Here is a 26,165-nt window from a genome sequence, read left to right on the forward strand (position 1 = left end):
CCATCACGGCTCCTCAAGACTGACGGGCGGCTCCGATGCATAAGCTTCGTGCAGGAGGTCAGTCAGCTCACGGGCCTCGGCAAGCTTATGGTCAGCCACGCGTTCAATAGGGATGCCCGGACTCCACGAATTCATCACTGCGGCAGCAAGTCCTTCGCTCAGGTCCGCAGTGCGGATCGGGCGGGTGACTTGCTCAACGGTGCGGGCGGACAATTGGCGCTTCAGGATCTGCATGGTGATCCCGGGCAGCACATCGGCTTGAGGCCAGATCACTGACCGCCCGTCCCAAAACGCGAGGTTCCATATCGTTGCCTCACTGAGGTAGCCAGAGGCATCTGCGAACATGGCGTCGTCGAAGCCGCGCTGATTGGCCTGGCGAAGAAACTGGGTCTTCGCTACTTCCCCTACATGCTTGACGTGCGGAAGGTGCCGTGAATGAGACACGACATCAAGGGATAGCGGGGCCGTGGACGGCGTGACGGGATCCGTGACTTTTATGAGCACGTCGAGCTCCGCCTTCCCATGACTTCGCATGAACTCGCCAGGCCGTGAACTGACAAAGACGGTCACTGAGACGTCGGGCGGCGTGGACCTGACGGCGGATGAAAGGAGTTCGCGGATGTGCTCGTCCGGCAGGTGCCGTCCGAAGAGCTCTTCGCTGGCGGTGCGCAGGCGGTCGAAGTGGAGATCAAGTCCCGGGACTGCCCGATTGCGCACCTGCATGGCGGTGAAGTGCGCATACCCCGCGAACGCCAGTGGGGCAAGGTCGTCAATGGTGGCAGGCTTACCGTTGAAGTACGTTTTGGAGATCATGCATACAACGTAGGAGTTGACACTAGTGGCAAAGGCAAGCGCCGACGGTTTGCTCCGGGTGGGAGAGCTCTCAGCCCGCACCGGGGTCAGCGCCAGGCTGCTGCGCTACTACGAAAATCAAGGCATTCTTCCGGCACAACGGTCCTCGACCGGGCAGAGGCTGTTCGAAACCAGCGCCGTCGAACAGGTCCTGCACATCCGTGAACTGCTTGGTGTGGGGCTGCCCATCCGGGTCATCCGTGACCTGATGGACTGCATCCATGAGCCTGGCCGCCTGGACCCCTGCGCTGTCCCCGTCCTTGTGGAGCACCTCAACGACTATGACGCTCGAATCGCCTCGCTCGCCAGCACTCGAAAGTCGCTCCAGGGACTCATTGACGCCTCAGGCGCTCCGGATTGAACTGGACCGCTGAATGATGCGCTCAGCCTGGCCACCGCCTACCCAGGGACGCTGCAGCCTTCCGGGGCCCGGCTCATTGAATAGACCGTCGGCCCGTCCGGGATCACAGTCGTAGCAGTGACAACAAAGCCCAAGCGCGCGTAGAGGCGCACGTTGCGCTTTTCCGAGGTTTCAAGCACAACGGTGCCTGCCTCTCGATCTATAAGGGAAAGGCCTGCCGAAATTACTGCCTTCCCTAGCCCTTTGCCCTGATGGGTGGGGTCTACTCCCACGGTGGCCAGGTTCCACGCCGGCGCTACGGGCTGGGGCAATGTGAGGTCAGCCATCGCTGTTGCGCGGGAGCCCAGAAGCTCCATCACCTCGTTCTGCACATCGCCTGCAGGTTCGGGGGCACCAGGTGGAAGGAACGCAGCGACGGCCAGAAGTTGCTGATCGATTAATACCACTCCATGCGTAAGCGCATGCCCAAGATAGAGATACTGCAGCTGTTCAAGCCGCTCACCATAATTGTCTGCAGGGACCGACCATCGCGTCCAGGGGTATGTTTCGAAGGCAACCGCAAGTACCCGTGCCGCAACCCCCAGGTCACTTGCAGTTGCTTGGCGAACCATATGCGGCATGGGAAAAGCTCCTTACGGTAACGGGGCTGCGGGACCAACCCGCCAGCGACAACCCTTCCATGCTGCCGAATAAAGTCCACGTGATAAAACTGACCCCAATAATGGTGGACACGTCGACCGGAGTTCTCGTGACTGTCGGCTAGGAACGTCGAGCGCTGATTGTCGCTTGGGGGCCGCTGGCCTTTGGTCTTCCTGACGTCGGTATCGACCACGTCAAAAACCGACCGAGGTTAGTTCGTTACTGAGGTCGCTCAGCGGCCACTGGCATGCCGGGGCCACCGAGTGAGGGAACCTTTCGACACGGGGCCCTCGAAGAAGCCGATGAGCAGCGTACCGCCTGGTCTTAGCCCGCGACTGAACTCCAATGGTGAACGAGCGAGTACCAGGAAAGGATCCTGCCTACCGTTCCTGTCATACGGCGGAGTCCAGGCACACTTCGGGTACGCGCATGCTCGGCTCCCTCGAAGGCTCCGCCCTGGGACTGGGCTGCCAGAACTTCGCCGGATGTATGGCCCACCGACGGACTATCAGGAGGCAATCCGAATCATCCGTGCAGCCTACGACCGGGCATCACGTTCTTCGATGTCGCCGAAGTCTACGGGCCGTTCCTGGGCGAGGAGATGGTCGGCAAAGCACTAGCCGCTCGCTCCTTTCAGATCAGCGGTTAGAGCATGCAAATTGTCGGCGTATCCACCCGACTCGAACGGGCCCGGCCCATCGCCCCAGGGGCGAACTAGGCCGTCTCCCTGATATCGGGGGATTAGGTGTACATGAAAATGGGATACGTCCTGCCACGCTGCGGCGCCGTTGCTCTGAAACAGAGTCAGGCCTTCGGGATTTAACCGTCGTCTGAGCAGGTTGGCAACGTGCCAGGCGCCTCTCATAGCGGCTGAGAATTGCTCTCCGCGGGCACGCGTCCCAGTCCTGTACACATGGGGGTATGACACCAGAGGCTCCAGAATCCACCGCTAAGGGCGTGCTCACTGCCGGGCAGGTGGAGCCCTCCGCACAGCTCACAGCTGTTCCCCACCGGGTACAACCCGCGGCACCTTTCTCTGGACGTGCCATCCAGCAGAATGACTACCGTCAGAGGCAGGGAGTACACTGATCTAATCGAACATATATTCGAATAAGGGTGTGTTGTGGGCGTTGTTGTCGGTCCCCGTGTGATAGATGCGGGTACTTCTTTGCTGTCGGTGTTGATCTCACCGGTGCTGGTCGCCGCGGGCTACCCTTCGCCGGCCCAGGACTACTTTGACGGCCGGATCGACCTGAACCAGCACCTCATTCAGGACATCACCAGCACCTACGTGGTGAGGGTGTCCGGGGATTCAATGGAGGGCGCCGGCATCAGCGACGGCGACGAATTGATCGTCAACCGCGCACTTGAACCCAAGGACGGCTGCGTGGTCATCGCCGTCCTGGACGGCGAGCTGACGGTCAAACGGCTACGGATGACAGCTGCCGGCATTGTCCTGCAGGCCGAAAACCCGGCGTACCCGGATATCCGGGTCCCGGCCCTGTCTGACCTGGTCATCTGGGGCGTGGCCACCAGGTGCCTGCACCATGTCTAAGCCGGCGCTGATGCGGCACATGCCGCAGATCGCGCACGTGGATGTGAACTGTTTCTACGCCTCGGCTGAACGGGCCTTCGACCCTTCGTTGGAGGGCAGGCCGGTCATCGTGCTTTCCAACAATGACGGGTGCGCGGTCACCCGCTCCCCGGAAGCGAAAGCCCTGGGCATCCCGATGGGTGAGCCCTGGTTCAAGCTCGCTCCCAGGGCAAAGGAATGGGGCCTGATCGCGAAATCGAGCAACTACGAACTTTACGGAGACATCAGCGCCCGGGTCATGGAGCTGCTGGGCCGGTACTCGGCCTGGCTGGAGGTCTACAGCATCGACGAGGCCTTCCTCGGCGTCAAAGGCAGCCCCGATGAACTGCTGGCCCTGGGCCGGACTATGAAAGCGACAGTACGGCGGAACGTTGGTGTCCCGGTTTGCGTCGGAATCGCCCCAACGAAAACACTGGCGAAGCTTTCCAACAAGTGGGCGAAGAACAACCCGGCGTTCAATGGAGTGTGTCATTGGGAGTCGGTGCCGGCCGGGCAACGGGAGAAGCTAATGGCCTCCCTGTCCGTCATCGAAATTTGGGGCGTTGCCACCAGGCTGACAAAACGGCTTAATGCTTTGGGCATCCACTCGATCCTGGACCTGTCCCGGGCGGATCCAGTGATGATCCGGGACCGGTTCTCCATCGTCATGATGCGCACCGTGCTCGAGCTGCAGGGAACGCCCTGTATTCCGATGGAGGAAGAGCGCGTGGGCCGGGAACAACTGATTTTCTCCCGCTCCTTTGCCAAACCCATCACCTCAGCAGCGGATATGCGGCAAGTACTAAGCGTCTACGGCCAACAGGCCTCAGCGAGGCTCGGCAAGCACGGACAGCAAGCCAAAGTCCTTACCGCGTTCGCCGGCACCTCCCACTTCAACCCGCGGGACACCTCATTTCCCTCGGTATGCATCCCGCTGCCCATGCCTACCGCTGATCCCGTCATCCTGACCAAGGCAGCCCACGCGCTGCTGCCGCTCATCAACGACGGCGTCCGGTACGCACGGGCCGGGATCATCGTCACAGACCTGCGCCCTTCCGGGAACCAATCCCCGCTATCTCTGTTCGAGAACCCGCACGAGGAACGCCGCGTCGGGGCCCTCCTGGAAGACGTCACCAAACGTTACGGCCGCGGCTCCATAGGTTTGGGCCAGGGCGGGATCCGGGGTGGCCCGGACTGGACCATGAAACGGGACATGCTCTCCCCCAGATACACCACCCACTGGGACGAACTCCCCCTCGTCAAAGCCGCCTGAGAAATACTGCAGCACCAACGAAAGAACCCTGGACATGACTCCCACCCCCGAAGCCCCCACACAACGCCCGAACCCGGTGCGGCGCCATGCCGATCAACCCTGCGCAGCATCACCGGAACCAACAAACCCGGATGTCCCGGTGCATGTCCGGTTCACCGGTAACGGCACTCCCCTCGCCGTCCGGTACGACGGCCGGGTGTGGCCTGTCGCCGGTGAGCCTGTGCACTGGTTCGGCGGGCGCGCCTCGTCGTCCGAGTGCCGCCGTGCACCCTTCGGTTGCGGTGACCTGGTCAGCGTGGAGCACTGGCGGGTGCAGGTTCATGCCGGGTCCGCGTCTTCACCGTTGAGGATCTTCGAACTGCGCCGCGATCCCCGGTCTGAGCATTGGCTTCTGGAATCAATCTCCGACCTGCCTTAAGCAAGTGAACCCCCCGGCTTCCTGGTGTTTGCGTGGCAGGATGTGCGTATGCCGCTAAACCTTGTGCTGGTTGCCGACACGCATGTGCCCAAGCGCGCCAGGGAGTTACCCCCGCAGGTGTGGAACGCCGTCGAAAGTGCCGATGTGGTGTTCCACGCGGGCGACTGGGTAACGGAGGAACTGCTGGACGCGTTCCTGCAGCGCAGCCGCAGCCTGGTGGGTGTTCACGGCAATAATGACGGTCTTGGCCTCCGCGGCCGGCTGCCGGCGACGGCGGTCGCCACGTTGGAGGGCGTCCGGTTTGCCATGGTGCACGAGACAGGAGCAGCCAAGGGGCGGGAAGCGCGGTGCGAAGCGCTCTACCCCGATGCCGACGTGCTGGTTTTCGGACACAGCCATATACCTTGGGACAGCACGTCTCCACGCGGGCTGCGGTTACTGAATCCCGGTTCCCCGACTGACCGGCGGCGGCAGCCTGCATGCACCTTCATGACTGCGGTGGTGGATGGAGGAGCGCTGAGCAGGGTCACGCTCGTGACGGTGCACCGCGATTGAGCACAAATTGGTGGGACGCTCCCGGGCTGCGGTTCCGCCCGGATCGCACAACTGTCTGGACCAACGGCGTGGCTTTCCACCATTGCAACTGGGAAACAGCAAATCTCCATTGAAACGTGATCATGAGGAGTCATATCTAATGAGCAAACAGCGAAACTGGCTGAGACTATCTCTTATTGGTGCCATCGCCAGCGGAGCCTTGGCGCTGCTACTCGCTGGCCTTACTTCGATCCTTGCTCAGGAGATTGAGAGCAGAGGAGACGTAACCAACGCGCAAGATTTTGCCTGGCGTGCCGTCGCGCTTGCAGTTTTGTCCGTCGCGCTTTGCACAGTATTTTTCGTCGGCCGCAGCGCACAGCGTCGGAAGCTCAATATGACGCAGCACGAAATGAATCAGTAAAACGGATCGTCCTCTTTAATAGGTACCGGCATCTGCAAAACCCAGCACTGCCGGTACCTACTTTGCTTTTTCAGCGACTTCGGCGACCTAGCCCGGTGCGCTGGGCTTGAACTTGTACGCCCTCTCCCTTCGTCTTCCGGGCCTTCGGAACATTCGGTGCAATCAGCTCCTGAAGAGACAAGTGTCCCAGTTCCTTAGAAGCGGGACACCCCTCTTGGGACACCCCCCGCCGATCCAGATCCGCATAAACACGCCTAACCTGGCTGTCACAGATGTCGTCCCAAAACTCCCGCCACGAACGACCGTCACGGTGACAACTTTCGGTAGGGTTCACGGATGGACTTTGGGATCCACACGTATCAACCACGAGGAGGACCTCACCCGGCAGTTGGACGCCCTGGCGGCCGCCGGGATCGACAGTGGCCACATACTCTGTGTGGGCAACCGGCCCCCGTGACTTTGAGCTTCCTGCTAACTCGGCAGCGTCACCGGCCAGCGCAACTTCAAGCGCCGGTCAGAGCCTAGCCCCGCCCCACAAACGGCATGCCCGCGGCCGTCACCACTAGTGAGCCGACGCTCGCGGTGGCCGGCATTCCAGCCATCAGCAGCACAGCCCTGGCGGCGTCGGCAACAGGAAAGGTGGGCTCCACCTTGCGGCTGCCGTCCGCCTGCAACGCCCCCTCGCCCACGCCGATGGTGTCCATGATGTCCGTGGCGGTGTTGCCAATGTCGATCTGGCCGCACGTGATCCCGAAGCCGCGGCCGTCCAGTTCGATGCTCTTGGTCAGGCCTGTCATCGCATGCTTCGTCACCGCGTAGGCTACGGTGCGGGGCCGCGGCGAATGGGCGGAAATGGAGCCGTTGTTGATGATCCTGCCGCCCTGCGGCGTCTGGGCCTTCATGGCCCGGACGGCAGCGGCGGCGCACAGCATGGACCCGGTCAAATTCACTGCCACCACGGCGTTCCAGTCGGCCAGGCTGATCTCGTCCACGGAACCTGCCGGCCCAAACACGCCTGCGTTGTTGAAGAGCACGTCCACCCTCCCCCAGCGCGAGGTGGCGGCGGCGAACAGGCGCTCGACGTCGTCGGGTTGCGTCACATCGCTGGGCACCACCAGCGCCTCCGGGTGCACCACGGGCCCCGCCATCCGTGCCGTCTCCAGTAGCGCCTCTTCACGGCGGCCGGCCAGCACCACACGGTAACCTTCCGCCAGCATCAGCTGGGCCACGGCCCTGCCGATCCCGGAACCCGCGCCGGTCACCACGGCGACGACCCGCGGTGTCTCTGATCCAGTGACGACGCCGGCAGCTTCACTCATGCATTTTTCCTCCAGTTCAGGCGGGGCCCTGGCAGCCAGATCCCAGCATCGTTCTCACCTGGCCCCGACGGCCACCACTCCAGCAGCCTTCAGCCCCAGGTAAATACGGTCCCGCGAAATCGGCAACTCGCTGAACCGAACCCCGGTTGCGTCCCGGATGGCGTTGGCCAGCGCCGGAGCCACCGGGTTAAACGGGCTCTCACTCATCGATTTTGCCCCCATCGGGCCTAATGAGTCGGATGTGACCGCAAAATAGACCTCGCTGCGTGGTACGTCCGCGAACGTGGGAATGTGGTACTGCCGCAGGATGTCCGTGGTGACCTTGCCGGAACCGTCCACCACCACTTCCTCGTACAGCGCGGCACCGAGCGCCTGTGCGATGCCGCCTTCGATCTGCCCGCGGCACTGCCGGGGGTTCACCACCACACCCGCGTCGGCCGCCTGCACACTCTGCAGGATGCGCAACTCGCCGGTGGCGCGGTTCACGGCCACGCGGAAACCATGCACGTTGAACGCCACGGACCGCGGAGTACCGCCCCAGCGCCCCTCTGCAGCAAGTTCGATGCCGGCGTCCGCCGCCGCCTGCGCCAGTTCCGCCAGCGGTACCCGCGTTCCCTCACACACCACCGCGTCCGGCTCCAGAACGCAACCGGAGGCCTGGACCTGCCGGATACCGGCAGCGAAAGCCTTGATCCGGACGGCCAGTTCCTCCGCAGCGCCGAGCGTCGCCTTCCCGGCCACCACCGTTCCGGCTGAGCCGAACGCACCGGTGTCGTGCTCCACCAGGTCCGTGTCCGACTGGCGCACCTGCACCCGGTCCGCCGTGGTGCTGAGCGCCGAGGCGGCCAGTTGGGCGTGCACTGTGGTGGTGCCGTTGCCGAATTCGGCCGTTCCGACGTCGGCCACGTACGTTCCGTCCGGCAGGAGCCTGACGTGCGAGTGGGAAAAGTGCCCGCGCGGCGGAACAGTGTCGATCATCGACAGTGCCGTTCCTACTCCGATCGCCCAGTCGGGGCTTAGGTTGTCCAGGCCGGCCTGGCGGTAGCGTTCCGCCCCGCGGTCCAGCGCGTCCTGCACCAGGCGGATGCACTGGTCCAGCCCGTAGCTGCCGTAATGGACATCCTCTTCCGGCTCCGCGTGCGTCGAGAGCATGTCATCGCCCTCACGGACCATGTTGCGGCGCCGGAATTCCAGCGGGTCCATGCCGATTTCCGCCGCCAGCTCGTCCATGCCGGACTCGATCGCGAAGATCATCTGGCTCAGGCCGTAGCCGCGGAACGCTCCGGACGGAATCGTGTTGGTGTACACCGCCTTGCCGTCAGCCTTCTTGTTGGCGCACTTGTACACGGCCAGCGATTCGCTGCAGCCATGGAACATCACCCCCGGGGCGTGGTTGCCGTAGGCGCCGGTGTTGGTCAGCACATCCACGTGCATCGCCGTGAGCAGGCCGTCCCGGGTGGCGCCCATCTTGAGTTTGATGGTGAACGGATGCCGGACCGTCGAGGCCACCAGCTGCTCGGTCCGGGTGAACTCCAGCTGCACGGGCCGTCCCAGTTTGAGGGCCGCGAGCGCCACGATGTCCTCCGTGAGCACTTCCTGCTTACCGCCAAAACCGCCGCCCACCCGGCCGGCCACTACCCGCACCTGGTCTTCCGGCAGCCCGAATACCCGGCAGATGGTGCGGCGGACCAGGAAGGGAACCTGGCTGGAGGTGCGGATTTGCAGCCGCCCGGCCTCGTCCAGGTGGGCAATCGCGGCGTGCGTTTCCAGCGCCGTATGCTGCACCCGCTGCGTCTGGTACGTCTGTTCATGCACGACGTCGGCACTGGCGAATCCTGCCTCCACGTCGCCCAGGTGCGAATGCAGTTCCGCAACCACGTTGCCGGCCGGGTTGATGATCCGGCTGGCCGCCGGGTCCTTGTCACCGTGGAGGGCAGGAGCCCCGGGGGCGATTGCTTCCTGGGGTGAGAAGACGGCGTCGAGCGTTTGGTACTGGACCTTGATGGCCCGGACTCCCGCTTCGGCCGCCTGCACCGACTCCGCCACCACGGCGGCCACCCGCTGCCCCCTGAACCGGACCACGGAATCCAGCACGCGGGTGTCGTCCGGGTCGTCGGTGAACAGCTCATGCTGGGCGGTGGAGAAAAGCTGGTCCGGCGCGTCCTCGTGGGTGAACACGGCCACCACGCCCGGGATTTCCAGGGCTGCCTGGGTATCGATGCTGATGATCCTGGCGTGCGCGTGCGGTGAGCGGACCAGCTTCAGGTGCAGAAGGCCCGGCAGTTCCTCCGCCGGCACGTCCAGGGTATAGCGGGCCTTGCCGGTCACGATGGCGCGGCTGGCCGGTGCCGGAACGTCATCGCCGGCCTGGCCGTGGATGGGTGCGCCTGCTGAGGTCCCCTGCCGCGTTGGGTTGGCCTGGTCCCTTTGGCCAACCTGGTCCGCCGCACTGTCCTTGCTTGCGGCGTGGCCGCCGTGCCCGCAGACTGCATCCTCGATAGCCCGGTAGCCGGTGCAGCGGCAAAGGTTTCCTTTGAGGTTCCGCGGCAGGTTGGCGAGTTGGCCGTCGTCGAACGTTGCCGCCGTCATGATCATCCCGGCGGTGCAGAACCCGCACTGGAAGCCCTGGCGTTCCATAAACTGCTGCTGCATCGGGTGCAGGCTATCTGCGCCTGAATTGTCCGGCGACCCGGGCTGCGCCTCCGGAAGACCCTCGATCGTGGTGACGGATCGGCCCTCCGCACGGACCGCGGGATAAATACAGCTGTGGACGGGTTTGCCGTCCACGTGGACGGTGCAGGCTCCGCAATCGCCGCCGTCGCAGCCCTTCTTGACGCCCAGGTTGCCCTCTTCGCGCAGGAAGGTCCGCAGGCACTGGCCCGGGCGCGGCCGGGAATCAGTGCTGGCTCCGTTGATTTCGATGCCCATGATCAGGCCTTTCCTTTTGTAACAGCCCGGATAACTGCCGGCGAAGCTGCGGGTGGCCAGAAGTCACCGGACACGGGCACCCCGGCGTCGATGCCATAAGCAGCGGGGGTGCCCAGTTCCCTGCGGATCTCCTCCGCCAGCCGGTACGTCATGTCCTTGCGCCACTGCGGGTGGCCGTGAATGTCGTCGTGATAAAGGTCCTCGGGAATGGCGTCCGCGAGCGCCTCAGCCAACTCGTCTGCGGTGGGCAGGGCAGCAAACCGCAGCTGCACGGGCCGCTTAGTCGCTGCGGTCACGGTCAGGACGGTCCCGGTGGTGCCTTCGTTGGTATCCGCGAGCCTGCCGATCAGCAGCACTCCGGACCGGCCATAGTTGCTCAGCGAGAGCCGGCGGAAAGCTACCCGCCCAGCCAGTGCCGACGCCGGGAGGTGGATGCTGCGCAGGAGCTCGCCGGGTGCCAGGGAGTTCCGGGCATCTCCGGTAACAAACTCCGCCACCGGAATTGTCCGGCTGGACCCACCCGGACCGACTATCAGGGCCGTCCCGTCCAGCGCGGCGCAGAGCGAGATCATGGGCCCGGCCGGCAGCGACGTGCAAAGGTTCCCGCCCACGGTGGACATATTCCAGACCTTGAAAGACGCCACGAAAGAGTCGCAGCAGGGCCGGAACAGGTCAAGGGCGGGCCAGCTGCGGACAGCCAAACCCGAGGATGCGCCCAAGGATTCAGGCAGGGCATACAACTCGGCGATGGTGCAGGTGGCGGCGAGCTCGATGCCGCCGTCACTGACGGTCACGGCCTGCCAGCCGGAATCGCCAAGGTCCAGCAGGCGGCGCAACGGCTTGGCCCCAAAGGCGTAGCTGCCGTAGGAAAAAAGTACGGTGCCACCGGCCAGCCAGGCATCGCCGTCCTGGAAGTCGGCAGGATTTGTGGTGCGGAGCACGGCCTCGATGGTGTTCATGTCCATGGTTGCTCCCCGGCGTGAATTGATGCGTGGATGGGACCGTGGCCGTCCTTGAGCGAGTCGGCTCCCGCCAAAGTGGCACCGGCCCGGGACGCCAGGATCTCCGCGGTAATGGAGACGGCGACCTCTGCAGGCGTCACCGCGCCCAGGTCCAGGCCGATCGGCGAATGCAACTTTTCCAGCTGCCCTGGCGCCACACCTGCATCGAGCAGTTCGGAGACCCGCTGCAAATGGCTGCGCCGCGATCCCATGGCACCCACATAGGCCAGGTCCAGGGCAAGCGCGGCGGACAACAGCGGGATGTCGAACTTGGGATCGTGGGTCAGGACGCACACCACGGAGCGCGGATCGAGCCGTCCGGCCGCGGCCTCAGCAGCCAGGTAGCGGTGCGGCCAGTCGCTGACCAGGGCATCCGCCGTCGCAAATCTTTCCTGCCCGGTGAAGGCAGGCCGGGCATCGCACAGTGTGACGTGGTAGCCCAGGAGTTGAGCGGCCGGCAGCAGTGCTGCGCCGAAGTCGTTGGCGCCGAAAATCAGGAAGCGCGGCGCCGGGCGACGGCTCTCCACCAGCAGCTCCACCGGTTCTTCCACACGTTCCCCCGCCTTGCCGGCCTGCTTGCGGCACGCATCGCTCGCCAGGCGCACCAGCCCCGCTCCCCCGCTGCGCAGCAATGGACCGAGCTGGGCCGCCGCAGAACGGATCAGGGCCGCATCGCCGTTCAGCAACACGGCGAGTTCGGGCGAACCGTCGGGAATGAACGTTCCAGGATCAGGCACGACGACGGCGCCCTGGCCGCCGCTGTCCACCCTCCGGATCAGTGCCAGGCCGTTCGCCGTGGCTGGCCGGGGTCCCCCGGCGGCCAGTGGGGAAAGGGTCAATGGCTCGATATGGATTTCCAGTTCGCCTCCGCAGGTGAGTCCCGCTGCGAAGGCATCCGCAGCGCTGTAGCCGAAGAAGCTGCGGCGCGTGACGCCGTCGTCAATTGCCTCCAGTGCCGCCTCCACCACGGCGCCTTCCACGCAACCGCCGGAGAGGCTGCCCAGCGTCTCGCCGGCCTCTGATACCAGCATGGAGGTGCCCACAGGCCGGGGAACCGAGCCACCTGCTGCCACCACGGTGGCCACGGCGCATCGCTGGCCCCGGACAACGGGCTGCCACCCGCCCAGGGACGGCATCAAATCAAGCATTGCTGCACTCCTTTTTCTCGGCCGGCGAATGCGCTGCGCATCCGGACATCCGCAACCGGGATTACCGGTGCGGATGTCCGAAAGCGTCGCGCTTGCGGCAGCAGCGGTATCAGGCGCCAAGCAGCACGTTGATCGGACCGCGGGCAAAGTAGATCAGGAAGCCAACAGAGACCACCCACATCAGCAGATGCACCTTCCGGGCCCGGCCGGATGCCGCGCTGATCACTGTCCAGGCGATGAAGCCGACGCCGATTCCGTTGGCGATCGAGTACGTCAGCGGCATCGTGACGATGCACAGGAACGCGGGCAGAGCAACGGAGAACCGGCTGAACTTGATCTCGCGGATTTGCGCCATCATCATGGCTCCCACTACTACCAGCGCAGAGGCCGCAACCTCCAGCGGAACCACACTGGTGAGCGGGGTCAGGAACATGGATCCGAGGAACAGCACGCCCGTCACCACCGACGCCAGGCCGGTGCGCGCACCTTCGCCGATTCCCGCCGCGGAGTCGATGTAGACGGTGTTGGAGGACCCCGACGTCGCACCGCCGGCCACTGCGCCGATGCCTTCCACAATGAAGGCGGACTTCAGGCGTGGAAACGTGCCGTCCTTGTGGGCAAGTCCGGCGCTCTTGGCGAGTCCGGTCATGGTGCCCATGGCGTCGAAGAAGTTGGTGAACACCAGGGTGAAGACCAGCATGGTGGCGGCCAGCGCCCCGATCCTGCCGAACGAGCCGAACATATCGAACTGGCCCACCAGCGACAGGTCCGGGATGGACACCAACTGGTTGGCCAGCACGGGAGTGTTCAGGTGCCAGCCACCCGGGTTATCCGGTCCGCCGGGACCGACCTTGAAGACCGCCTCGACGACGACCGCCAGCACGGTGGAGGCGACGATTCCGATCAGCAGCCCGCCCGGGACCTTCCGGGCCACCAGGATGCCCATGACCAGAAGCCCGAGCACAAAGACCAGCGTGGGCAGCGTGGTGATGGAGCCATCGGTGCCCAGCTGAACGGGTGGACCACCCGCCGTCGGACGGACAAAGCCGGAATCCACGAAGCCGATGAACGCAATGAACAGGCCGATTCCCACCGTGATGGCGGCCTTGAGTTCCTTGGGAACTGCGCGGAAGATCGCGGTCCGTGCGCCGGTGACACCGAACAGGACAATCAGCAGGCCGTTGATCACCACCAGTCCCATGGCCTCGGGCCACGTGACATCCTGGATCACCGAAACAGCAAGGAAGGAGTTGATGCCGAGGCCGGCGGCCAGGCCGAAAGGAAGGTTGGCCACCAGTCCGAACACAATGGTCATCACCCCGGCGGTGAGGCCGGTGACGGCTCCTACCTGCGCTGCGGACAACCAGCCGCCGGCCACGTCAGTGGGTGCGTTGTCCGGGCCGAAGCCGCCCAGGATCAGCGGGTTGAGGATGACGATGTACGCCATGGTGAAAAAGGTCACCAAGCCGCCGCGGAACTCCCTGGCAAGGGTGGAGCCACGGGCGGTGATGGAGAAAAAGCTGTCCAGGAACGAGCTGGACGGAGGGGTGGATCCGGGTGCGGGCTCAACTGCTGCCGGATCAGGCTTCAGGAGTGTCATCCCTGCCACCTCCCCTAGTAATCGATCCTGGAGTCGAGCGAGTTCCAGGTGTTGAAGGGTTCCAGGATTTCCGGCGCATCCTGCGCCGTAAGGTGCAACCGGCCAACCGGCATGAGGGCGTCGCGGTTGCTGTTTTCGAAGTACTCGTAGAACACGGCGTCGTCGAAGCCGACCGACGCGGCGTCATGCCGGTCTGCCGCGAAGACCACGCGCTCCACCCGCGCCCAGAGGGCCGAGGACAGGCACATGGGGCACGGTTCGCAGCTGGTGTAGAGCGTCGCTCCACTGAGGTCGAAGGTGCCCAGTTCCCTGCATGCTGTGCGGATGGCGGTAACTTCGGCATGCGCGGTGGGGTCATTGCTGGCAGTGACCCGGTTGACGCCGTCGAACGCCCTGCCGTCCGCGGTGACGATGACGGCACCGAACGGTCCGCCGCTGTTGTGGACGTTGGCGGTGGCGAGTTGGATAGCCCTTGCGAGATACTGCTGGGCCTCTTGGGTTTCCGGCAGTGTGGTTTGCTGGGACGGAATGTGTTGATCCGTGGCGGTCATGATGCGACTCCCTTGAATGGCGGAAGCTCAGCAAAACCGGACAGGGGCTCACGGAGGAGAACAAGCGGTACGGCGTTTACCAGGCTTCAGCATGTGCATTTGAAGGTTCAGTTGCGCCTGGTAGATAGCTTCCCGGAGATCCGGGCGCCCGCCTTGGCAATCTCGACATTAGCACTTCAATGTGAGCTGCGCCATAGTTTTTGGAAGTTTAATTTCGTGATGTGAAATTCCTGCCTCGCTGACTCAAGGTGGGCCGCGGTGCCGGAAATGGGCCAGCTCTTGGTGGCTGTGATGAGACTCACTCGCAACAAACCGTTTCCAGCTTGAAGCGGCGGCAACGCGCTGGGCACCATGGATTCAGGCGGTTCCGCATAGGCGCGGGACCCTATTTTCATGAATGGAAAAAACGATGACGTTTGAAACTGAAGCCGTGACCCTCAAGATCTGGGACCGGTCAACCATGAACCACACCATCGACTCCCTGGTGAGCGAGCTCTCCGCCCGTCACAACACCAGCAAAGGCAACATCGCCGTCACCTGCAGCGGCCCGAACACCTACACCTTCAGCCTCAACGGCGCACCGAAGTCCGCTTCGCTGGAGTCGGTCAACAGCTGACCTTGTAGCCAGCCGCCGGGTTGGCCAAAAGGGCTGGACTTACCGGGCGTGGCGGTGTCAGGATCGCCCAAGGTCCGTCGAGTCCATCATCGAGTAGCCAGGCGGAAAACCGACGCCCAGCCCGTCGCGGCGCCCGTTCTGGCCGCGGCAGCACCACGCCAGTTGTCAACGACTCAGTGGTTTTCCGGTGCCGTTGTGACGAGGTCCGGGGGCGACGAATGATGGTTCACTGGACTATGACCATGGGCGAACTGCGCACCGCGATGACCGAGGACCTCGAGATTGCGTATTACGACGGCGGCCCGGCTGACGGACCGGCCGCCGTGCTCCTCCACGGGTTCCCTTACGACGTTCTCAGCTTCGAGTCCGTTGTCCCCTTGTTGGCAAAGCGCGGGATCCGCTCCGTAACTCCGTACCTACGCGGTTACGGTCGGACCCGGTTCCGCGAGGCTGCGACGCTTCGGTCCGGCCAGCAGGCGGCCGTCGGACAAGATGTGCTGGATCTCATCGATGCCCTCGAATTGAAGCGACCAGTGGTGGCCGGCTATGACTGGGGCGGCCGGGCGGCCTGCATCGCGGCAGCCGTGCGCCCCCAGGGCCTGGCCGGTCTGGTAACTGTCGGAGGTTACGCAATCCAGGACATCGCAGCGTCGGTCGAGCCGGCGGCCCCTATAGACGAGTATCGGGACTGGTATCAGTGGTACTTGAACACCGATCGCGGACGCGCCGGACTCCAAACAAACCGCGATGAATTGTGCCGCCTGCTCTGGCAACTGTGGTCACCGGAATGGGCCGGGGCCAACGATGCCTACACCTCCACCAGCCCCAGCCTGCACAACCCCGACTTCGTTGATGTTGCGGTGCATTCCTACCGTCATCGACATGGTGCCGTGGCTGGCGACGATCGCTTCGACGGGCTCGAGGCATTTCTCGCAACGTCGCCGCCCATTTCGGTGCCGACCATTTCACTTGATGCTCTGGCCGACGGGTTCGGGCCCGATGACTCTGAGCGGGATCGGCAGCATTTCGCCGGGCCTTTCGAAATCCGCAGGCTGCCGGGAATAGGCCACAATGTGCCCCAGGAGGCGCCTGATGCGTTCAGCAACGCCGTCGCTGATATTCTCCTCGCTAGCTCCTCCCCGTAAACCGGCTCCCATCGCCGCCGGACTCGTCTGCTGATCGAAGGCTTCTGACCCGTGGATGGACAGGCATCCCAGACCTTGGGAGTCGGCCGCGCACCTGGGAGCGATCACAGTGTTCTAGCCGCCTGAGCTTGCAACTCAGTCAGTTTTTGGCTCTATTCAGCCGATTATTTATGTGCTAGAACTGGGAGCGCACACGGCCTAGCTTGCTTCAAGGCGGCGGCCTTCCCCGATTTATTCCGTCAAGGAGGACGACATGACAAAGTACGACTCGATGATGCACCGCCCAAGGGGGCCCAGGCGACGATCAACAGTGGTAGCAGCCTCGCTCCTCGCGGTGGTGTTATTGCCCGCAGGAATTGTTTCCGCCGCCGCGGAAGGCTCCCGCGCTCAGCCGGTGGGCGCCGTCGTCAATGGTGATTTCACCCAGGGATTGGCGGGTTGGAAGGTCACCGGAAACCTTGCCTCGTCCAACACCGCGGTTGAGGCCGGCAACGCACAACTCAGCCAGCGACTTGACGCTACGGGCACGGTGGGCCTGCGTCAGAAAACCGGCAGCCTTTCTGAGGGCTGGTGGACGGTTTCGGCGCGGGTCAAAGCGGAAGGGACACTTGGCGCTTCACGGATCGGACTGAAGAACTGCGGGGTGGACGGCGAGACGGTCCTTCCGTCCACGGCGCAGGACGGTGCGTGGCTGCAGATCTCGGCCGATGCCTATGTGACGAAGGGCGCGTGCGAGATTGTCATCGAGACCCGGGGGCAAGCCGGCGATTGGGCAGCCGTCGACGACGTCACGCTCACCCCAGGGTCGGTCCAGCGCGCAATTCGCGGCGCCGACCTCTCCAACTTGGTCAAGAACGAGGACAACGGAGCGGTCTACTTTGACGCGAAGGGCCGGCAAGTGGACGCCGTTGAGGCATTCGCGCACGCAGGTGCCAACGTGGTACGGCTGAAGGTATGGGTGAACCCTGCCGACGGCTACAACACCACCGACGAGGTGGTGGCAACCGCCAAGCGCGCCAAGGCCGCAGGGATGAAGGTCTTGGTTGACTTCCACTACAGCGATCGCTGGACGGACCCCGGTGCTCAGGGAATGCCCGCCGCTTGGGTTGGCCTGACCCCGCAGCAAGTGGCGGATGCGGTGTATGCGCACACCTTTGAAGTACTGACTGCCTTGCGGGACGCCGGGGCGACGGCGGATTCGGTCCAGGTGGGCAACGAAATCAACCCGGGCATGCTCTGGCCCCTGGGCCAGACTTGGGACGTAGATCCGGCGGACAATGTAAAGGGCGCGCAGTGGGACAACCTGGCGTTGTTCCTCACGGCCGGATCCCGCGCTGCGAAGGACGTCAGCCCTCAGACAGATGTCATCCTGCACCTGACCAACATCAACAACGGAATCGGCGGCCTCACCTGGTGGTATGACGAGGTCACGAAACGGGGCGTACAGTTCGACACGATCGGGCTGTCCTACTACGGATTCTGGCATGGCTCCATGGCTGACCTGCAGCAAGCCATTACTACCTTGTCTGCCCGCTATGACCGGGACGTGATCGTCGTCGAGAACTCCTACCCGTTCACACTGGCGGATAATCCCGTTGACCCGTGGGAAAACGTCATAGCTTTGGATAACCAGCTCATTCCCGGCTACCCGGCGACCCCTGAGGGACAGGCGGCCAACTTCCGGGCGGTGCAGGACGTGGTTGCGTCCGCACCAGGCGGACGCGGCCTTGGCGTCGTGTCATGGGAGCCGGCCTGGACGGCAGTTCCGGGCAACGGCTGGGACCCTGCAGACCCCACCAGCGGCAATGCATGGGAAAACCAGGCCATGTTTGATTTCGACGGGCGCGCTCTTCCGGCGCTCCAGGAATTCGCCGCGGATCCAGTCGTGTTGCGCTGAGTTGCCGCCGGGCCGCGCCTGTCCTTAACGGCAGGCGCGGCCTCCTGCAGGTGCGGTTAACCGATTCTCCGATGTCACACGCACTGTCCACCCGGAAACCCGACGGTTTCAGCAATCGCTTAGGACACGTCCTGAACCTGTTCCTTGGTGGTGTTTTGGATAACCCGCACAGTCCCGGCCAAAACGTCGGCCGTGCCGGTAACGGCCTCGCCGCTGAGGAGGTCGCGGCCGGTAGCGGGGTATTCGGCGTCAGCTTCCGAGTGGTTGATGAGAAAGGTGAAGGTGTCCGTCCCGTTACTCCGGGAGGCGACTTCCAGTCCGGCCGGCGGCCGTAGTGCCGTTCTGATGCCGGCGGTTTCGACGGCGTCGAGCACCACGGCGGCGAGGTCGCCGCCGTCGAGCTTGGTGGAGACGTACCAGGCGGTTCCGCTACCGAAGGTGTTGCGGGTGAGAGCGGGACGTGAAGCGGCCGGGCCGTCCAAGTATCGACTGAGGACGGTCGCGGTGCCGGGGTGAATCTCCTCGGCCCACACGCTCCCCGCGGCGCCGCTGCTGAGGGTGACTGTCTCATTCTCGCGGAGCGGTAGAAACTCGTGAATCTCCAGTCCCAGCACGTCGCGGAAGGCGCCAGGTGATGCGCCGGCCGGAACAGTGTCATTGGCATCCACGATGCCCGAGAAGTAGGACACCAGCAGGTTGCCGCCGCCGCGGACGTAATCCTTGATATTCGCTGCCGCTTTCTCCGTCACGAGGTAGAGGGCAGGTGCCAGTACCAGGTCGTATCCGGAAAGGTCCGCTTCAGGGTGGGCGAAGTCGGTGCTGATGCCTTCCTGCCAGAGGGCGGTGTAGTACGCCTCGATCCGCTCGCGGTGGTTGAGGTCGCTGCTGGGACGCCATTCCAGGTCCTGCGCCCAGAATGACTCAACGTCCCAAAGGATGGCCACCCTGGACTCCACAACGGACCCCTTGGCGGCAGCGAGCTTCTTCAGGTCATCGCCCAGGTCCAGCACTTCGCGCCAGATCCGCGTCCCAGTACCGGCGTGCGGAAGCATGGCCGAGTGGAACTTCTCCGCGCCGAACCGGGACGCCCGGAACTGGAAGAACATGACTGCATCCGCACCGCGGGCCAGGTGCGATAGGCTGTTGCGCGCCAGCTCACCGGGACGCTTCGCCACGTTCCGCCCCTGCCAGTTCACCGAACCGGTGGAATGTTCCATCAACATCCAGGGCCTGTTGCCCGCCAGTGACCGGGTAAGGTCCGCGTCCATGGCGAGCAGGATGTGGTTGTCGGTCCGTTCGGCCACGAGGTAGTGATCGTTGGCCACGATGTCCACCTCCCTGCTCCATTTCCAGTAGTCCGCCGCGAGGCAGTTCGTGGCCATGAAGTTCGTGGTAACGGGAACGTCCGGGGTATACCGCCGGATGACATCTCGCTCATTGATGTAGCACTCAAGGAGCGCGTCGGAGGTAAAGCGCCGGAAATCCAGGCGCTGGGCCTGGTTGCTGACGCTGGCGGAGAGCCGCGGGGCATCGATCTCGTCCCATTCGCCATACTTCTGGCCCCAAAAAAGGGTGCCCCAGGCCCTGTTAAGTTCTTCCAACGTGCCATACCGGGCACGCAGCCACTTCCGGAACGCGGTAACGGAGCAGTCATCGTAGGACTCGCTGACCGGCGCGCCGTACTCGTTGTGCACATGCCACAGGACCAGCGCAGGGTGGGCGGCGTAGCGGCGGGCCAGCTGTTCGGTGATGTTGGCCGCGGCACGGCGGTACTCGGGTGAGCTTGGGCTGGTCATTCCGCGGGACCCGTTGCCCAGGGTGACGCCTTCGCGCGTGACGGGGCGGGCCTGCGGATACTTCTTCCAGAACCATGCCGGAGGAGCCGCCGTGGGCGTGCCCAGGTCCACGCTGATCCCGGCTTCGTGCAGGAGGTCCATGAGGTGGTCGAGCCATTCGAAGTCATACTCGCCTTCGCGCGGTTCCAGCAACACCCAGGAGAAGATGCCGATGCTGACCAGGTTGATGCCGGCCTCCTTCATCAGCGCAATGTCCTCCGACCAAACCTCGCGGGACCACTGCTCGGGGTTGTAGTCCCCGCCGTAGCAGAGGCCCGCAGGCCGCTGGACCCAGGGCGCAATCGATCGCTCTGGTGCCGCGGCGGTCTGCGTCACCGCGCGGTGAAGGACGTCTGTCATGGGAGATCTCCTTAGGAACTGTGTGCGGTCCCAGTTCTATCACAGGGTGACGAACCGGTACTACCCCCAAGTTACTGTTGACAGAGCCCACATTTCCGTGAACTACTGGAACCGCTCACAGTCATGCGGCGTTGGTTCGGATGAGCGGTGACGTCAGACAGACCCATTCAGCTTTTCGACAAGGAGGACGAAATGCGCAAGTCATTTCGTGCAGGCGCCGTCGCCATGCTCGCCGCGGCCGCTATGCTCACTGCAGGATGCTCCGGTACTTCAGGTACCGACGCCGGCTCAGCGAATGATCCCAACCAGAAGGTGGAACTGACCTACTGGGCCTGGGCCCCCAACCTGGACAAGGTGGTTGAGGTTTGGAACGAGAAGAACCCCAACATCCACGTCACCGTCAACAAGCAGGACGGCGGCGATCCCGCCGTCACCAAGCTGCTCACCGCTGTCAAGGCCGGCAGCGGGGCCCCGGACCTCATTCAGGCCGAATACCAGAAGATCCCTACCCTGGTCGCAGCCGACGCACTCGCTGACCTCTCCGGTACTGAAGCCAACGAGACCAAAAGCCACTTCCCTGAAGGGGTCTGGAACGACGTAACCCTCGGCGGCGACGCACTCTACGCTGTTCCGCAGGACACCGGCCCCATGGTCTTCTACTACCGCGCCGATATCTTCGAGAAACTCGGCCTTTCCGTTCCCACCACCTGGGAGGAGTACGCTCAGGCCGCCAAGGCCGTCCATGCCGCTGACCCCGAGGCCTATCTGGGCACCTTTTCCTCCAACGACGCCGGCTGGTTCACCGGCATGGCCCAGCAGGCCGGCGCTTCCTGGTGGGGTGTCGACGGCGACGCCTGGAGCGTCAACATCGACGAGGACCCCACACGGAAGGTTGCCGAGTATTGGGGCGGCCTCGTGGAAGAGGGCATCATCGACAACAAGCCGATGTACACCCCGGAATGGAACACCGCCCTTAACACTGGCAAGCAGGTTGGCTGGCTGAGCGCAGCCTGGGGTCCGGGCGTTCTCTCCGGCAACGCCGGCGCCACCGCCGGACAGTGGAAGGTGGCACCCATGCCGCAGTGGGATGCCGCCAAACCCTCTACCGGCAACTGGGGCGGATCCTCCACCGCAGTGACCACGCAGTCCAAAAATGTCGAAGCCGCCGCGAAGTTCGCCACCTGGCTGAACACCGACCCCGAAGCAGTCCAGGCCCTGGTCCAGGAAACGGGCGTCTACCCCGCCGACAACGCAGGCGCCAAGTCCGCGTTGACTGCTGCACCGGAGTTCTTCTCCAACCAGCCCGACTTTTATGACGTGGTGGGCGACGCCGCGCAGAACGTGGGTTCCTTCAGCTACGGACCGAACGTCAACGTTGCCTTCAACGCCTACAACGACCAGTTCGCCAAGGCTGCCCAGGCCAAGCAGAAGAGCGCCTTTATCGACGCAGTGAAATCCATGCAGCAAGTCACCATTGAGGATTTGAAGCAAACCGGCTTCACCGTCAAGTAATTCAGGCAAGCAGCAGCAGGCTCCGGTTCCGGGAAGGGGCATCCGCCAGGCCCTTCCCGGACCCGGCACCACTTGAACCAGACAAGCTCGAATCCAGGCAAGCTCCAAATCCACAAGGAAGTGCACCCGTGGCAATGACCGAGACCAAACCCGGTGCGGCTGTAGACACCGCAGCCGGCCCCGCAAGGCGGGCGAAGAATTTCAAATCCCGGGTGCTCGTCCCCTATGCGATGCTCGCCCCGGGCATCATCCTTTTCCTCGTCTTTATGGCCGCCCCCATCGTCTACACGCTGGTGCTGAGCTTTCAGAAGAAGAAGGTCAGCGGACTGGGCCTCGGCAAAGGCGCCCAAAGCCAGGTTTTCGCCGGCTTCGAGAACTATGCCGGCGCCCTGACGGATCCGGAGTTCCTGGGCAGCGTGCTTCGCGTGCTGCTCTACGGCCTGATCTTGATTCCCCTGATGCTCGGCTTCGCCCTGCTGTTCGCACTCCTGCTGGACTCCCGGCGGACCCGAGCCGGCAGCTTCTCCCGCACCGCCATCTTTCTCCCCTACGCCGTGCCCGCCGTCATCAGTTCACTGTTGTGGGGCTTCCTTTACCTGCCCGGCGTAAGCCCCTTCCATTTCCTGGCCCGCCAGTTCGGCATTGCGCTCCCCTCGCTGCTGGACCCAAACCTCGTCACCTTCGCTATCTGCAACATCGCGCTCTGGGGAGGCGTGGGTTTCAACATGATTGTGATGTACACGTCGCTGAAGGCAGTGCCCAGCGAAATCTACGAAGCCGCAAAGCTGGACGGCTGCTCCGAAATCCAGACGGCCCTGCGGATTAAGATCCCCATTATCGCTCCGTCCCTGGTGATGACCGCACTGTTCTCGATGATCGCCACACTCCAGGTTTTCGCCGAGCCCACCACGTTGCGCCCCCTGGCTAACAGCCTGTCCACGAGCTGGTCCCCGCTCATGCTGGTCTACCGCGACGCGTTCACCCGCAACGACGCCTACTCAGCAGCCGCCACCAGCATCGTGATCGCCGCGGCCACCTTCATCATTTCCTTCCTGTTCCTGCGCGTAGTGCAGAAGCGGGCCTTCGGACAGGAGAACTAAACCATGACAGCCCTCGTCCCCGGACCAGCCACCAATGCAAAAATCCCGCGCACCGCCGCGCGTGCATACTCCGTCCGGGAAAAGCCCAGCTACCTGTCCACTGGAATCCTGATCCTGGGCGCTCTCTACTGCCTGTTCCCGGTGATCTGGGTGCTGGCCGCCGCCAGCAAAGACGGCAACGAGCTGTTCTCCACCTTCACGCTCGCACCCAGCACGCACCTGTGGGACAACATCGTTGCCCTCACCGAATACCGTGACGGGCTGTTCTGGCGCTGGATGGCCAACACGGCTCTTTACGCCGGCGTGGGCGCCATCGTCTCCACCTGGGTCTCCGCGCTATCCGGTTACGTGCTTGCGAAGTTTGACTTCCCGGGCAAGACGGGGATTTTCAAGGTGCTGCTCATGGGTGTGCTGGTGCCTGGCGTCATCCTTGCCATCCCGCAGTACCTGATGCTCGCCCAGGCCGGGCTGACCAACACGTACTGGTCTGTGCTCTTGCCTCAGATCATTAGCCCCTACGGCATCTATCTTGCCCGGATCTATGCCGCGGCATCGGTACCAGGCGATGTGATCGAAGCCGCCCGCACCGAAGGTGCCAGGGAAATGTACATCTTCAACCGGATCGCGGCCCCCATGATGCTGCCTGGCCTGGTAACCATCTTCCTGTTCCAATTTGTGGCCATCTGGAACAACTTCATGCTGCCGTACATCATGCTCGGGGACGACCACCTGTTCCCGATCACGGTGGGACTCAACGGGCTGCTCAACCAGGGGGCATCAGCGCCTGCCCTGTACACCTTGGTCCTGGCCGGCGCACTGGTGTCGATCGTTCCGCTGGTCATCTTGTTCCTGCTCCTGCAGCGCTACTGGCGGGTCGACCTCGCCGCCGGTGCAGTCAAGGCCTAGTCCTAGATAGGCTTTGCACCATGACTCAACCGACCTCCAGGCCGAGGCCAAAGATCGACGACGTAGCCAAAGAGGCCGGCGTCTCGCGCGGCACAGTCTCCCGAGTGCTCAACGGCGGGCACTGGGTCAGCCCGTCAGCGTTGGAAGCCGTCAACGCCGCCATCAAAAAGACTGGGTACCGCGTCAACCCTCACGCCAGAAACCTGGCCACCAACCGGGCGAACTCGGTGGCGTTCCTGCTGACCGAAACACATGACCGCCTGTTCGAGGACCCCAACTTTGCGGTCCTCATGCGCGGCGCGGCGGATGCGCTGGCCGTCCACGATATCCCGCTGGTCCTGATAATGGCCGGCACCGACGACGAACAACGCCGCGCCACGGACTTCCTCACTGCCGGCCATGTGGACGGAGTTCTGCTGGTCTCTTCCCACGCCACCCGCAAGGGAATTATCTCCGACATCATTTCCGCTGGGATCCCTGCCATTTCCTGTGGAATCCCACTCGGGTTCGAGAAAAAGATGGGTTACGTGGCGGCCGACGATTACGAAGGAGCCAGAGACCTCCTGCGCTATCTGTACGAATCCGGACGCCGTCGGATTGCCACCATCACCGGGCCGCAGGACACCTCCGGCGGCATCCGCCGGCTCGAGGCGTACCGTGACGACCAGGGCGACAGCATCAATGAGGCACTCATTGTGCACGGTGATTACAGCAAAGAGAGCGGTGCCAAAGGAATGCGGGAGCTCCTAGAGAGGGTACCGGACCTGGACGCTGTGTTCGCCGCGAACGACCTTATGGCGCTGGGGGTCTTGGACGTCCTCCACGAAGCCGGGCGGCGGATACCTGAGGACGTGGCTGTCGTGGGCTTCGACGACATCAGCGCCTCCGCCACTGCCACTCCCGCGCTGACCACCGTGCGCCAACCCTTCGAGCGGATCAGCGAGGAAATGGTTCGCTTGCTTTTGGACGTCATCAACGGCAAGCGCCCTGCAGCCATCACCATCCCCACGGAACTTGTCATCCGCCAATCCTCATAATCCCGGGGCGTGTTGCTTCGAGGCAGCTCGTCATTGTTCTGCTCGTCATTGTTCTACTGGGTTGACGCTGCTACGAGTTCAGCGATCTGAAGAGCGTTCAGGGCTGCGCCCTTGCGGAGGTTGTCGCCGCTGATGAACATTGCCAAGCCCCTGCCCTTCGGCGCTCCTTCATCCGCTCGGAGCCGTCCAACGAGGGAGACATCGAGTCCGGTAGCTTTCAACGGCGTAGGAATGTCCGTCAGCACCACGCCAGGCGCTTCGCTGAGGAGCTCCATTGCGCGGGCTACAGAGAGTGGATCGGCGAACTCCGGGTTGACGGACAGCGAATGCCCGGTAAAGACAGGGACGCGGGTACAGGTGCCACTGACCAGCAGATCGGGCAGTTCGAGAATCTTCCGGCTCTCATAACGCAGCTTCTGCTCCTCAGTGGTTTCAAAGGACCCATCATCTACGAGGTCACCTGCCAAAGGGATGACGTTGAAGGCTATCGTCTCCCTGAACATCTTCTCGGCAGGGAAATCGACAGAGTCACCGTCGTGCAGTAAGTTCAACAGGCCCTGCTCTGAGGCTTCAGCGACTTCCCGGACCAGCGCGGGGCCAGCGCCTATCCCGGCACCGGAAACGGCCTGGTATGTGCTGACAGTAAGGCGCTGCAGTCCTGCTTCGCGATCGAGGACTTTTAGCGCCGGCATCGCAGCCATAGTCGTGCAGTTGGTGTTGGCGATGATGCCCTTACTGGCGTCCTTGATCGCGTGCGGGTTCACTTCGCTGACCACCAGCGGAACATCAGGGTCCATTCGGAACGCCGATGAGTTATCAATGACCACAACTCCGGCAGCAGCGAAGCGTGGAGCCAGGGCTCGTGCCGTGGCTCCGCCGGCCGAGAAGATCGCGATGTCCAACCCTTCTGGATCTGCGGTTTCGGCGTCCTCAACGAGGACTTCGTCATCACCCCAGGGAAGAAAGGTACCGGCGCTGCGCGCAGAGGCGAAGAAGCGCACATCAGATACAGGGAAGTCACGTTCCTTGAGTAGCTGCCTGACAAGGGTCCCAACCTGACCCGTTGCTCCTACTACGCCGACGCTCATCTTCTTGAGCGTACCTGCGCTTATGGCCATAGTGGCCTTCCGCATCTTCCC

24 protein-coding genes are annotated in these 26,165 nt (G+C 63.5%); 13 read left to right on the forward strand and 11 right to left on the reverse strand.

Annotated elements, in window-relative coordinates; translation table 11 throughout:
- Positions 1–3: 3 nt before the first annotated feature.
- The gene (locus tag AC50X5_RS08465) at positions 4–813 is read right to left on the reverse strand and encodes an aminotransferase class IV family protein (protein WP_494975646.1); all 810 of its coding nucleotides are present in this window, start codon (positions 811–813) and stop codon (positions 4–6) included.
- 25 nt (positions 814–838) lie between these two features.
- Here AC50X5_RS08465 and AC50X5_RS08470 point away from each other — a divergent pair, with 25 nt between their 5' ends.
- Positions 839–1,213, forward strand: coding sequence for a MerR family transcriptional regulator (locus tag AC50X5_RS08470; RefSeq protein WP_494975647.1), 375 nt, complete (start codon positions 839–841; stop codon positions 1,211–1,213).
- A gap of 38 nt (positions 1,214–1,251) precedes the next feature.
- On the opposite strand, the gene AC50X5_RS08475 is transcribed toward AC50X5_RS08470, so the two are convergent.
- The gene (locus tag AC50X5_RS08475) at positions 1,252–1,659 is read right to left on the reverse strand and encodes a GNAT family N-acetyltransferase (protein WP_494975648.1); all 408 of its coding nucleotides are present in this window, start codon (positions 1,657–1,659) and stop codon (positions 1,252–1,254) included.
- Between the two features lie 809 nt (positions 1,660–2,468).
- A complete protein-coding gene (locus tag AC50X5_RS08480) occupies positions 2,469–2,780 on the reverse strand; it encodes an HIT family protein (protein WP_494975649.1) in 312 nt (103 codons plus the stop codon).
- A gap of 195 nt (positions 2,781–2,975) precedes the next feature.
- On the opposite strand from AC50X5_RS08480, the gene AC50X5_RS08485 reads away from it, so the two are divergent.
- The 5 genes from AC50X5_RS08485 to AC50X5_RS08505 all read left to right on the forward strand — a co-directional run bounded on the left by AC50X5_RS08485 (position 2,976) and on the right by AC50X5_RS08505 (position 6,071).
- Positions 2,976–3,407, forward strand: coding sequence for a LexA family protein (locus tag AC50X5_RS08485; RefSeq protein WP_494975650.1), 432 nt, complete (start codon positions 2,976–2,978; stop codon positions 3,405–3,407).
- A complete protein-coding gene (locus AC50X5_RS08490) occupies positions 3,400–4,698 on the forward strand; it encodes a Y-family DNA polymerase (protein WP_494975651.1) in 1,299 nt (432 codons plus the stop codon). Before AC50X5_RS08485 ends, AC50X5_RS08490 begins: the two co-directional genes overlap by 8 nt.
- Before the next feature lie 34 nt (positions 4,699–4,732).
- Positions 4,733–5,116: a hypothetical protein gene (locus tag AC50X5_RS08495; protein ID WP_494975652.1), complete on the forward strand. Its 384-nt coding sequence runs from the start codon at positions 4,733–4,735 to the stop codon at positions 5,114–5,116.
- A gap of 48 nt (positions 5,117–5,164) precedes the next feature.
- Positions 5,165–5,671 (forward strand): metallophosphoesterase family protein, encoded by a 507-nt coding sequence (locus tag AC50X5_RS08500; protein ID WP_494975653.1) that lies wholly within the window; start codon positions 5,165–5,167, stop codon positions 5,669–5,671.
- A 139-nt stretch (positions 5,672–5,810) separates the two neighbouring features.
- Positions 5,811–6,071 (forward strand): hypothetical protein, encoded by a 261-nt coding sequence (locus AC50X5_RS08505; protein WP_494975654.1) that lies wholly within the window; start codon positions 5,811–5,813, stop codon positions 6,069–6,071.
- Between the two features lie 521 nt (positions 6,072–6,592).
- On the opposite strand, the gene AC50X5_RS08510 is transcribed toward AC50X5_RS08505, so the two are convergent.
- From AC50X5_RS08510 to AC50X5_RS08535, 6 genes are all read right to left on the reverse strand, one after another.
- On the reverse strand, positions 6,593–7,390 hold the full coding sequence (locus AC50X5_RS08510; RefSeq protein WP_494975655.1) for an SDR family oxidoreductase: 798 nt from the start codon (positions 7,388–7,390) through the stop codon (positions 6,593–6,595).
- Positions 7,391–7,444: 54 nt separating this feature from the next.
- Positions 7,445–10,318 (reverse strand): molybdopterin-dependent oxidoreductase, encoded by a 2,874-nt coding sequence (locus AC50X5_RS08515; RefSeq protein ID WP_494975656.1) that lies wholly within the window; start codon positions 10,316–10,318, stop codon positions 7,445–7,447.
- Positions 10,319–10,320: 2 nt separating this feature from the next.
- On the reverse strand, positions 10,321–11,283 hold the full coding sequence (locus tag AC50X5_RS08520; RefSeq protein ID WP_494975657.1) for an FAD binding domain-containing protein: 963 nt from the start codon (positions 11,281–11,283) through the stop codon (positions 10,321–10,323).
- Positions 11,274–12,467, reverse strand: coding sequence for an XdhC family protein (locus tag AC50X5_RS08525; RefSeq protein ID WP_494975658.1), 1,194 nt, complete (start codon positions 12,465–12,467; stop codon positions 11,274–11,276). Before AC50X5_RS08525 ends, AC50X5_RS08520 begins: the two co-directional genes overlap by 10 nt.
- A 109-nt stretch (positions 12,468–12,576) precedes the next feature.
- Complete coding sequence (locus tag AC50X5_RS08530) at positions 12,577–14,067, reverse strand: NCS2 family permease (protein WP_494975659.1); 1,491 nt, start codon at positions 14,065–14,067, stop codon at positions 12,577–12,579.
- Positions 14,068–14,081: 14 nt separating this feature from the next.
- Entirely contained in the window at positions 14,082–14,618 is a 537-nt protein-coding gene (locus tag AC50X5_RS08535; protein WP_494975660.1) for a nucleoside deaminase, read from the reverse strand.
- 409 nt (positions 14,619–15,027) lie between these two features.
- Between AC50X5_RS08535 and AC50X5_RS08540 the strand changes: the two genes are divergently transcribed.
- The 3 genes from AC50X5_RS08540 (at position 15,028) to AC50X5_RS08550 (ending at position 18,276) form a co-directional block, all read left to right on the forward strand.
- Positions 15,028–15,234, forward strand: coding sequence for a hypothetical protein (locus AC50X5_RS08540; protein WP_494975661.1), 207 nt, complete (start codon positions 15,028–15,030; stop codon positions 15,232–15,234).
- A 242-nt stretch (positions 15,235–15,476) separates the two neighbouring features.
- Positions 15,477–16,379, forward strand: a complete 903-nt coding sequence (locus AC50X5_RS08545; protein ID WP_494975662.1) for an alpha/beta fold hydrolase — start codon at positions 15,477–15,479, stop codon at positions 16,377–16,379.
- A gap of 253 nt (positions 16,380–16,632) precedes the next feature.
- The gene (locus AC50X5_RS08550; RefSeq protein ID WP_494975663.1) at positions 16,633–18,276 is read left to right on the forward strand and encodes a glycoside hydrolase family 53 protein; all 1,644 of its coding nucleotides are present in this window, start codon (positions 16,633–16,635) and stop codon (positions 18,274–18,276) included.
- Between the two features lie 119 nt (positions 18,277–18,395).
- On the opposite strand, the gene AC50X5_RS08555 is transcribed toward AC50X5_RS08550, so the two are convergent.
- Positions 18,396–20,471, reverse strand: coding sequence for a beta-galactosidase (locus AC50X5_RS08555; protein ID WP_494975664.1), 2,076 nt, complete (start codon positions 20,469–20,471; stop codon positions 18,396–18,398).
- 192 nt (positions 20,472–20,663) lie between these two features.
- Between AC50X5_RS08555 and AC50X5_RS08560 the strand changes: the two genes are divergently transcribed.
- From AC50X5_RS08560 to AC50X5_RS08575, 4 genes are all read left to right on the forward strand, one after another.
- A complete protein-coding gene (locus AC50X5_RS08560) occupies positions 20,664–21,983 on the forward strand; it encodes an ABC transporter substrate-binding protein (RefSeq protein WP_494975665.1) in 1,320 nt (439 codons plus the stop codon).
- 134 nt (positions 21,984–22,117) lie between these two features.
- Positions 22,118–23,083 (forward strand): carbohydrate ABC transporter permease, encoded by a 966-nt coding sequence (locus AC50X5_RS08565; RefSeq protein WP_494976074.1) that lies wholly within the window; start codon positions 22,118–22,120, stop codon positions 23,081–23,083.
- A 3-nt stretch (positions 23,084–23,086) separates the two neighbouring features.
- A complete protein-coding gene (locus tag AC50X5_RS08570) occupies positions 23,087–23,989 on the forward strand; it encodes a carbohydrate ABC transporter permease (protein WP_494975666.1) in 903 nt (300 codons plus the stop codon).
- A 20-nt stretch (positions 23,990–24,009) separates the two neighbouring features.
- Positions 24,010–25,026, forward strand: a complete 1,017-nt coding sequence (locus AC50X5_RS08575) for a LacI family DNA-binding transcriptional regulator (RefSeq protein WP_494975667.1) — start codon at positions 24,010–24,012, stop codon at positions 25,024–25,026.
- A gap of 53 nt (positions 25,027–25,079) precedes the next feature.
- Here AC50X5_RS08575 and AC50X5_RS08580 read toward each other — a convergent pair whose 3' ends face one another.
- Positions 25,080–26,144: an aspartate-semialdehyde dehydrogenase gene (locus AC50X5_RS08580; protein ID WP_494975668.1), complete on the reverse strand. Its 1,065-nt coding sequence runs from the start codon at positions 26,142–26,144 to the stop codon at positions 25,080–25,082.
- Positions 26,145–26,165: the final 21 nt, after the last annotated feature.

Source organism: Pseudarthrobacter sp. MDT1-40-2, assembly GCF_059383595.1.

Bases quoted from the DNA above. Each gene is read 5' to 3' on its own strand.
- AC50X5_RS08465 (WP_494975646.1), bottom strand. From the start codon at position 813: ATGATCTCCAAAACGTACTTCAACGGTAAGCCTGCCACCATTGACGAC.
- AC50X5_RS08490 (WP_494975651.1), top strand. From the start codon at position 3,400: ATGTCTAAGCCGGCGCTGATGCGGCACATGCCGCAGATCGCGCACGTG.
- AC50X5_RS08495 (WP_494975652.1), top strand. From the start codon at position 4,733: ATGACTCCCACCCCCGAAGCCCCCACACAACGCCCGAACCCGGTGCGG.
- AC50X5_RS08500 (WP_494975653.1), top strand. From the start codon at position 5,165: ATGCCGCTAAACCTTGTGCTGGTTGCCGACACGCATGTGCCCAAGCGC.
- AC50X5_RS08505 (WP_494975654.1), top strand. From the start codon at position 5,811: ATGAGCAAACAGCGAAACTGGCTGAGACTATCTCTTATTGGTGCCATC.
- AC50X5_RS08510 (WP_494975655.1), bottom strand. From the start codon at position 7,390: ATGAGTGAAGCTGCCGGCGTCGTCACTGGATCAGAGACACCGCGGGTC.
- AC50X5_RS08515 (WP_494975656.1), bottom strand. From the start codon at position 10,318: ATGGGCATCGAAATCAACGGAGCCAGCACTGATTCCCGGCCGCGCCCG.
- AC50X5_RS08520 (WP_494975657.1), bottom strand. From the start codon at position 11,283: ATGGACATGAACACCATCGAGGCCGTGCTCCGCACCACAAATCCTGCC.
- AC50X5_RS08525 (WP_494975658.1), bottom strand. From the start codon at position 12,467: ATGCTTGATTTGATGCCGTCCCTGGGCGGGTGGCAGCCCGTTGTCCGG.
- AC50X5_RS08530 (WP_494975659.1), bottom strand. From the start codon at position 14,067: ATGACACTCCTGAAGCCTGATCCGGCAGCAGTTGAGCCCGCACCCGGA.
- AC50X5_RS08535 (WP_494975660.1), bottom strand. From the start codon at position 14,618: ATGACCGCCACGGATCAACACATTCCGTCCCAGCAAACCACACTGCCG.
- AC50X5_RS08540 (WP_494975661.1), top strand. From the start codon at position 15,028: ATGACGTTTGAAACTGAAGCCGTGACCCTCAAGATCTGGGACCGGTCA.
- AC50X5_RS08545 (WP_494975662.1), top strand. From the start codon at position 15,477: ATGGGCGAACTGCGCACCGCGATGACCGAGGACCTCGAGATTGCGTAT.
- AC50X5_RS08550 (WP_494975663.1), top strand. From the start codon at position 16,633: ATGACAAAGTACGACTCGATGATGCACCGCCCAAGGGGGCCCAGGCGA.
- AC50X5_RS08555 (WP_494975664.1), bottom strand. From the start codon at position 20,471: ATGACAGACGTCCTTCACCGCGCGGTGACGCAGACCGCCGCGGCACCA.
- AC50X5_RS08560 (WP_494975665.1), top strand. From the start codon at position 20,664: ATGCGCAAGTCATTTCGTGCAGGCGCCGTCGCCATGCTCGCCGCGGCC.
- AC50X5_RS08565 (WP_494976074.1), top strand. From the start codon at position 22,118: ATGACCGAGACCAAACCCGGTGCGGCTGTAGACACCGCAGCCGGCCCC.
- AC50X5_RS08570 (WP_494975666.1), top strand. From the start codon at position 23,087: ATGACAGCCCTCGTCCCCGGACCAGCCACCAATGCAAAAATCCCGCGC.
- AC50X5_RS08575 (WP_494975667.1), top strand. From the start codon at position 24,010: ATGACTCAACCGACCTCCAGGCCGAGGCCAAAGATCGACGACGTAGCC.
- AC50X5_RS08580 (WP_494975668.1), bottom strand. From the start codon at position 26,144: ATGGCCATAAGCGCAGGTACGCTCAAGAAGATGAGCGTCGGCGTAGTA.